At 58.4% G+C, this 8,581-nt stretch carries 8 protein-coding genes and 1 pseudogene; all 9 read left to right on the forward strand.

The features are described from left to right. The first annotated feature begins 12 nt into the window (after positions 1–12). Complete coding sequence (locus JWR14_RS07850) at positions 13–204, forward strand: hypothetical protein (RefSeq protein WP_299704059.1); 192 nt, start codon at positions 13–15, stop codon at positions 202–204. A 38-nt stretch (positions 205–242) separates the two neighbouring features. Next, on the forward strand, positions 243–1,022 hold the full coding sequence (locus JWR14_RS07855) for an ABC transporter ATP-binding protein (RefSeq protein ID WP_299704062.1): 780 nt from the start codon (positions 243–245) through the stop codon (positions 1,020–1,022). Then, positions 1,019–1,780, forward strand: coding sequence for an ABC transporter ATP-binding protein (locus JWR14_RS07860; RefSeq protein ID WP_299704065.1), 762 nt, complete (start codon positions 1,019–1,021; stop codon positions 1,778–1,780). Before JWR14_RS07855 ends, JWR14_RS07860 begins: the two co-directional genes overlap by 4 nt. Positions 1,781–1,839: 59 nt before the next feature. Next, entirely contained in the window at positions 1,840–3,063 is a 1,224-nt protein-coding gene (locus tag JWR14_RS07865) for an ABC transporter substrate-binding protein (RefSeq protein ID WP_299704068.1), read from the forward strand. Positions 3,064–3,220: 157 nt separating this feature from the next. Next, positions 3,221–4,105 carry a branched-chain amino acid ABC transporter permease gene (locus JWR14_RS07870; RefSeq protein ID WP_213765033.1) on the forward strand — a complete coding sequence of 295 codons (885 nt, stop codon included), beginning with the start codon at positions 3,221–3,223 and terminating at the stop codon, positions 4,103–4,105. Next, entirely contained in the window at positions 4,105–5,076 is a 972-nt protein-coding gene (locus JWR14_RS07875) for a branched-chain amino acid ABC transporter permease (RefSeq protein WP_299704089.1), read from the forward strand. The genes JWR14_RS07870 and JWR14_RS07875 overlap by 1 nt, the downstream gene beginning before the upstream one ends. A gap of 599 nt (positions 5,077–5,675) precedes the next feature. Further along, positions 5,676–6,842, forward strand: coding sequence for an ABC transporter substrate-binding protein (locus JWR14_RS07880; protein WP_299704077.1), 1,167 nt, complete (start codon positions 5,676–5,678; stop codon positions 6,840–6,842). Between the two features lie 343 nt (positions 6,843–7,185). Continuing rightward, positions 7,186–8,295, forward strand: coding sequence for an ABC transporter substrate-binding protein (locus tag JWR14_RS07885; RefSeq protein WP_299704092.1), 1,110 nt, complete (start codon positions 7,186–7,188; stop codon positions 8,293–8,295). A gap of 174 nt (positions 8,296–8,469) precedes the next feature. After that, positions 8,470–8,581, forward strand: a pseudogene (locus JWR14_RS07890) (branched-chain amino acid ABC transporter permease); the annotation flags it as partial.

Below are 8,581 nucleotides of genomic sequence, written 5' to 3' on the forward strand. Positions count from 1 at the left end.
GTGCAAATCCCGATGATTGCGCTGCATCATTGGCGCGACAATAAGGCCTGCGCGCTTGTTGCACCGCAGGTCTGCATCACCATTGTGCAGCACGCAAGAAATGCAACAACAGGGCAACAAAACTGCAACGGCAACGGCGCACGCACCCAACACAAACACCGCCAGCAAAATCACGGGATATGCGCCAAAAGCGCACCGAGCTGAAGCTGAAACAAAGGCTCAAACAAAGCACGGAAGGGGACATGATTCTCGGCGATACGATTCTGGAAACCCGCGGCCTGACAAAAGAGTTCAAAGGCTTCACCGCCGTCAACGGCGTGAACCTGCGCGTGCGTCGCGGCTCCATCCACGCATTGATCGGTCCCAACGGCGCGGGCAAAACGACCTGCTTCAATCTGCTCACGAAGTTCCTGGAACCCACCGCAGGACAAATCGTCTTCAACGGGATCGACATCACCGGCGAACGTCCCGCGCAAATCGCTCGTCGCGGTGTCATCCGCTCATTCCAGATTTCTGCTGTATTCCCACATCTGACAGTGATGCAGAACGTGCGCGTCGGCTTGCAACGCTCGCTCGGTACATCGTTCAAATTCTGGAAAAGCGAACGCGTTCTCAACGAACTCAATGATCGTGCCATGGACCTGCTCACCCAGGTCGGCTTGACCGATTTCGCCGACACCACCACGGTCGAACTTTCCTACGGCCGCAAACGCGCGCTCGAAATAGCCACCACGCTTTCGATGGAACCCGAACTCATGCTCCTCGATGAACCCACGCAAGGCATGGGTCACGAAGACGTCGACCGCGTGACGGCACTGATCAAGAAAGTATCGGCGGGACGCACGATCCTGATGGTGGAACACAACATGAACGTGATCGCAGGCATCTCAGACACCATCACCGTCCTGCAACGCGGCGAAGTGCTGGCGGAGGGCAGCTATGCAGAGGTATCGAAGAACGCGCTGGTGATGGAAGCCTATATGGGCAGCGCCGACGCATCCCTCGCCGGAGCGCACGCATGAGCACGATCGTGGAAGAACGCCGCGCGGAACAATTGCGCGAAGCATCGACTCAGGAGCCGGCGCTCGAGCTCGTTGGCGCACAAGCCTGGTATGGCGAATCACACATCCTGCATGGCGTGGATCTGACCGTGCATCGAGGCGAAGTCGTCACGCTGCTCGGACGCAACGGCGCAGGCCGCACGACAACGCTGCGCGCCATCATGGGCCTTACCGGCCGTCGCACGGGATCGATTCGTATCGGCGGACACGAAACCATTGGCATGTCGACGCACAAGATCGCGCATTACGGCGTGGGGTATTGCCCGGAAGAACGGGGCATCTTTTCAAGCCTCTCTTGCGAAGAGAACCTGCTTCTGCCGCCGCTTGTAGGGCCTGCGAAAGACGCCATGTCGATCGATGAAATCTATTCGATGTTCCCCAATCTCAAGGAACGCCGCAGCAGCCAGGGCACGCGCTTGTCGGGTGGCGAGCAGCAAATGCTGGCGGTCGCGCGCATCCTGCGTACCGGCGCGAATCTGCTTCTGCTCGATGAAATTTCAGAAGGGCTTGCGCCTGTCATCGTCCAGACGCTCGCGCGAATGATCATGATGCTGAAGGCGCGTGGCTACACCATCGTGATGGTCGAACAGAATTTTCGTTTTGCCGCGCCACTCGCCGATCGCTTTTATGTCATGGAGCACGGGAAGATCGTCGAGCATTTCAACTCCAGTGAACTCGAAACGAAAATGCCGGTGCTACACGAGCTGCTCGGGGTTTAGGACGTTCAACGCATCAACATGCGGCCCGCCGCAAGAACAACAACTCAACGGAGACTGTAATGAAGAAGAAGACCCTCGCCCGCCTGTCGGGACTCTGCCTGGCAGTTGCCGCGGCCACGGCCTCGCTGATGGCAGGCAATGTCCAGGCAGCCCCCGGCGACACGGTGAAGATCGGCTATATCACGGACTTGTCCGGCCTGTATGCGGACATCGATGGGCAGGGCGGCCTCGAATCCATCCGCATGGCGATTGCGGATTTCGGCGGCAAGGTGAACGGCAAGCCGATCGAACTCGTCTATGCGGATCACCAGAACAAGGCGGACATTGCGGCGTCGCGGGCGCGTGAATGGATTGACCGCGACGGTGTGAACGTGATCATTGGCGGCACGAATTCGGCAACCGCGCTGTCGACAAATCAGGTCGCCGGCGAGAAGAAGATCCCGTACATCAACATTGGTGCTGGCGCGGACAACCTGACCAACGAGCAGTGCACGCCGTACACGGTTCACTACGCATACGACACCATGGCGCTCGCCAAGGGCACGGGATCGGCGGTGACGAAGCAGGGCGGCAAGACGTGGTTCTTCCTGACGGCTGATTACGCGTTCGGCAAGGCGCTGGAAAAGAACACGTCGGATGTGGTGAAGGCAAATGGCGGCCAGGTGCTCGGCGCGGTGCGTCACCCGTTGTCGGCCTCTGACTTCTCGTCGTTCCTGTTGCAGGCGCAATCGTCGAAAGCGCAGGTGCTGGGTCTGGCAAACGCAGGCGGCGACACGATCAACTCGATCAAGGCGGCGAAAGAATTCGGCATCACCAAGACGATGAAGATTGCCGCGCTGCTGATCTTCCTCACCGACATCCACAGCCTGGGTCTCGAAACCACGCAAGGCCTGGTTGCAACGGACAGTTGGTACTGGAACAAGGATGCAACCACGCGCGCCTGGGCGCAGCGCTACTTCGCCAAGATGAAGAAGATGCCGACGAGTCTTCACGCAGCCGATTACTCCGCGGTCACCACGTACCTGAAGGCGGTGCAAGCGGCCGGCTCGACGGATAGCGACAAGGTGATGGACCAGTTGCACAAGATGAAGATCAACGACTTCTACACGCAAAACGGCTACATCCGCGCGGACGGAAGCATGATCCACGACATGTACCTGATGGAAGTGAAGAAGCCGTCGGAGTCGAAGGAACCGTGGGATTACTACAAGATCACGGCAACGATCCCGGGCGAACAGGCCTTCGACACCAAGGCCGAATCGCGCTGCCCGTTGTGGAAGTAAGCGGCCGGTTTTAGCGGCACTGCGGATTCAGGCGTGACGCGCAGGATGCTGCTGAAGCGTACGCGCCGTTCGTGATCCGCATGATCGATCGACGCATGTCGGCTTGCTCATCTTGAGCCAGGCGGCATGCGTCGAAACTACTCTGACGGCAGATTCAATGGAAATTTTCGGCATTCCGCTCGCGGCGATGATGAGCCAGTTGCTGCTCGGGCTGGTGAACGGATCGTTCTACGCCATCCTGAGCCTTGGCCTCGCGGTGATCTTCGGCCTGCTCAACGTGATCAACTTCGCCCACGGCGCGTTGTTCATGCTGGGCGCGATGCTCACATGGATGGGTTTTTCGTATTTCAATGTGCCGTATTGGGCCATGCTCGTGCTCGCGCCGCTGATTGTGGGCGTGTTTGGAATCGTGATCGAACGGACGATGTTGCGCTGGCTCTACAAGCTGGATCATCTGTATGGCTTGCTGCTGACGTTCGGTTTGACGCTGGTGATCGAAGGCGTGTTTCGTTCGATCTATGGTTCATCCGGCCAGCCCTACGACGTCCCCGAGCTGCTGTCCGGCGCGACGAATCTCGGCTTCATGTACCTGCCGAATTATCGCGCGTGGGTCGTGCTGGCATCGCTGGTCGTGTGCTTCGCGACGTGGTTCGTGATCGAGAAAACACGGCTGGGTGCGTATCTTCGTGCAGGTACCGAGAACCCGAAGATGGTCGAGGCGTTCGGCATCAATGTGCCGTTGATGGTCACGCTCACCTACGGTTTCGGCGTGGCGCTCGCGGCATTCGCGGGCGTGCTTGCCGCGCCGGTGATCCAGGTCTCGCCGCTAATGGGGCAGTCGATGATCATCACCGTGTTCGCGGTGGTCGTTATTGGCGGAATGGGATCGATCATGGGATCGATCCTGACCGGCCTCGGGCTTGGCGTGATTGAAGGCCTGACGCGTGTGTTTTATCCGGAAGCCTCTGCAACGGTCGTTTTCGTGATCATGGCGCTGGTGCTGCTCGTGCGCCCGGCGGGACTTTTCGGCAAGGAAAAATGATGGTTAGGAAAGTGCTCTACGGCGTGTTGCTTGCCGGCCTGATCGCGGCGCCGTTCCTCGGCGTGTACCCGGTCTTCATGATGAAAGTCCTGTGTTTCGCGCTGTTGGCGGCAGCCTTCAATTTGTTGATCGGCTATACGGGTCTGCTTTCGTTCGGCCACGCGATGTTCCTCGCCAGCGCCGGTTATTCCGCCGGTTACGCCATCCAGACGCTCGGTTTTACCCCAGAACTTGGGGTGATCGCGGGCACGGCGGTGGCGACGCTGCTGGGTCTCGTCGTCGGCTTGTTCGCGATCCGGCGCCAAGGCATCTACTTCGCGATGGTCACGCTGGCACTCGCGCAGATGGTCTATTTCGTGTTCCTGCAGGCGCCGTTCACGCATGGCGAAGACGGTATGCAAGGTGTGCCGCGCGGCAAGCTGTTCGGCGCAATCAGCCTCAGTTCTGACCTGACGCTCTATTACGTCGTGCTGCTGGTGATGGTGCTGGCATTTGGATTTATCGTGCGCGTGGTGCATTCGCCGTTCGGGCAGGTGTTGATCGCGATCAAGGAGAATGAACCGCGGGCGATCTCATTGGGCTACGACACGTCACGTTTCAAGCTGCTCGCATTCGTGCTGTCGGCGGGATTGGCGGGACTGGCCGGTGCGCTTCAAACGCTGGTGCTCGGATTCGAAACGCTCGGCGATGCGTACTGGACCATGTCCGGCCTAGTCGTATTGATGACGCTGGTCGGTGGCATGAGCACCATGTTCGGGCCTTTGCTCGGCGCGTTCATTATTGTGACGCTGGAAAATCGTCTCGGCGATATTGGCGCCGGGTTGTCTTCGCTGACTGGTATTGACTGGTTCAACTCGCTCGGAGAGTCGGTGACGATCGTGACGGGCCTGATCTTTATTGCGTGTGTGCTGCTGTTCAGGCGGGGGATTGTGGGAGAAATCATCGCACGGGTGCGGCCATTGCGCGGCTAGAACGGCGTAGGCGAGAGTCACGCAATTTAGTTTGCGATCCGAACTATATACGCGAGGGCCCATGGTTTTCCCGCGGTTTACCCCGGCATTTGACAGGATCCGGATAAACGAGCGCCCAATAAAGGTGCTAACGTGCACCACTAGGGTAAATGCTAGGTTGTCGGTATTGGTTGCACAATCTAATATCCGTTTCAGTTCTGTTGCACCCGAATTTTGAGGTGGAGAACGAGGAGACAACGAGGCATCAAGTGCCCGACCGAAAGCGCTGTTGGATGATTCCAACAGCGCTTTTTATTTGTGCTCCGCGCTTTTGCTCACTCTCGGATTTTCACATCCAAATCGCTTTATTCTGCCGGGATTAAGGGCCAGCTACGGCCTCCGAACACCCGCCAATCGAATTAAATTAATCAATTTCATGCGGGTTTTCTCGCGCATTTTTCAATGCGTGCTTCGGCACACATTCGCCCGTTCAAATTCCTTCAAAACGCTTGCTACCCGCGCTTCTCGTCCGCTACACTCCGGATTCACCGACCGCGTGGTCGGGATATAAAAATCGTAAAATCGCGCCGGTGAACAAAATACATTTACGGGGCATATCAATGAAGTTGGCTTTACGCTGGATCTCGACGGCGGCACTCGTCGCGAGCGTGTCCGCAGTAGTAAGTACGCAGGCTTTTGCAGACATAAAGATTGGTGTGACAGTGTCCGCGACTGGCCCGGCGGCATCGCTGGGAATTCCGGAAAAGAACACCATTGCGTTGCTGCCGAAGGAGATCGCCGGGCAGAAGATGGAATACATCGTCCTGGACGATGCGACCGATCCCACACAAGCCATCAAGAACGCCCGCAAGCTGACGAGTGAAGATCACGTCGACGCCCTGATTGGTTCCACGGTAGTCCCGAATTCGCTCGCGATGATCGACGTGGCGGCCGAGACCTCCACACCCATGATCTCCATGGCTGCTGCGGCTACCATCGTCGAACCGATGGATGCAAAACGCGCGTGGGTATTCAAGACGCCGCAGAACGACATCCTGATGGCGACCGCTCTCGCGCAGCATATGTCGAATCATGGCGTGAAGTCGGTGGCGTTTATTGGTTTCAGCGACGCTTATGGCGAAAGCTGGTTCAAGGAATTCACCAAGGCGGCGGATCTCGCGAAGATCAAGGTGGTCGCGAACGAACGGTTCGCGCGCAACGATACATCGGTGACAGGGCAGGTTCTCAAAGCCATGTCGCAGAATCCCGATGCGGTGCTGATCGCGGGTGCGGGCACGCCGGCCGCGTTACCGCAAAAGACGCTGAAAGAGCGGGGCTACAAGGGCAAGATCTATCAGACGCACGGCGTGGCGAACAACGACTTCCTGCGCGTGTGCGGCAAGGATTGCGAGGGCACGTTCCTGCCGGCTGGGCCGTTGCTGGTCGCCGCGCAATTGCCCGATTCGAACCCCGTGAAAAAGTCCGCACTGACTTATAAGCAGGCTTACGAAAGTGCTTACGGTCCGGGTTCCATATCCACGTTCGGCGGTCACGCATGGGACGCCGGTCTGTTGCTGCAACGAGCGATTCCGATCGCGTTGAAGAAGGGACAGCCGGGTTCGCGGGCGTTTCGTGAAGCGTTGCGCGCGGCTATCGAAAGCACCACGGATTTGCCCGGCTCGCACGGGATCTTCAACATGAGCGCGAACGATCATTCGGGACTCGATCAGCGGGCGCGCGTGATGGTGGAGATCGTCGGCGGGCAGTGGAAGCTCGCCAAAGACTGACGGAAACCCGAACAACAATATGAACCGACTAAAGGCGCGTTTTCTTCGAACGCGCCTTTTTTTTGAGGTGTTTTCGCGGTGTTATCGAGCGGATTAGACGGGCTCGGCAGCGCTGGCCTGATGGCTAACGTCGAGGGAAAACGAGTCTAGGCACAGGCAGTGACCGAAAATAGATTGAGCGGCAGTTAAGCCACGACCGCACGACAAAAGATTCATAACAACTCGCAGTAGCGCACAAGGCGTGCGCGATGGCATAGCGTCTGGAGACGATGCAATGAAGAAGACTAACCCGCTGAAGTGGAAGGGACGGCTGACGAGTGCGGCGCTCGGCGTGACGCTGGCCATGGGTGCTGGCGCTACGTTCGCTCAGGTGAAGATTGGCGTGACGTTATCGGCAACAGGGCCGGCGGCATCGCTTGGAATCCCGGAGAAAAATACGATCGCGTTGTTGCCGAAGGAGATTGGCGGGAAGACCGTGGAGTACATCGTGCTCGATGACGGTTCGGACACCAGCCGCGCAGTGCAGAACACGCGCAAGCTGATCGATGAAGACCATGTTGACGCTATCGTGGGTTCGACCGTCACGCCGAACTCGCTGGCGATGCTCGACGCGGCAAGCCAGGGCAAGACGCCAATGATCTCGATGGCCGCGTCCGCCGCAATCATTTCGCCGATGGACGCCAAGCGCTCGTGGGCGTTCAAGACGCCGCAGAACGACAGCCTGATGGCCGACGCGATTGCCGAGTATATGGAGAAGCATGGCGTGAAGACGGTTGGCTTTATCGGCTTCGCGGATGCGTACGGCGACGGTTGGTATAGCGTGTTCAACACGGCTGCGGCCGCGCACAACCTGAAGATTATCGCGAACGAGCGTTTTGCCCGCACCGATACCTCGGTCACCGGTCAGGTGCTGAAAACCATGAGCGCAAATCCGGATGCCGTGCTGATCGCAGGTGCGGGCACGCCCTCGGCGTTGCCCGCCAAGGCACTGAAGGAGCGTGGTTACAAGGGCAAGGTCTATCAGACGCACGGCGTGGCGAATAACGACTTCCTGCGCGTGTGCGGCAAGGATTGCGATGGCGAATTGCTGCCGGCGGGGCCAATCCTCGTGGCGGATCAATTGCCGGACAGCAACCCTGTGAAGAAGTCATCGCTGGCATATAAGGCGGCTTATGAGAAGGCGTATGGCGTGGGATCGGTATCCACGTTTGGCGGTCACGCGTGGGACGCCGGGCGCATGCTGGAACAAGCCATTCCCGAAGCGCTCAAGACGGCTCAGCCGGGCACGGAAGCATTCCGTGCTGCGCTGCGTAGCGCGCTGGAAAACCTGAAGGATTTGCCGCTCGCGCATGGCGTGATGAACACTACGCCGGCCGATCACAACGGCTTCGATAAGCGCGCCCGCGTGATGGTGCAGATTGTCGACGGCAAGTGGAAGCTGCAGAACGACTAGTTTGTAATATGGACTGCGCTTGCGCGCCGGCAATTTGGCGCGTTAGCGTTCCAACGTTCAGTGTTCCGGGGTTTCAACCAAGGCTCGAGGCTGCGCTTTTCTCGCGGTAAAAGGCCATATTTTTGATTGACTGACCCAGTAGCCCCAGTAGCAGATCGTTCCTAAAGAGGAAGTATGGACTTATCGATTGCGGCGATTCTCGCGCAAGACGGCATCACCACGGGCGCGATCTACGCATTGCTCGCGCTCGCGCTGGTCCTCGTGTTTTCGGTGACGCGCGTCATCT

The organism is Caballeronia sp. (assembly GCF_028292365.1).
Taxonomy (GTDB): domain Bacteria; phylum Pseudomonadota; class Gammaproteobacteria; order Burkholderiales; family Burkholderiaceae; genus Caballeronia.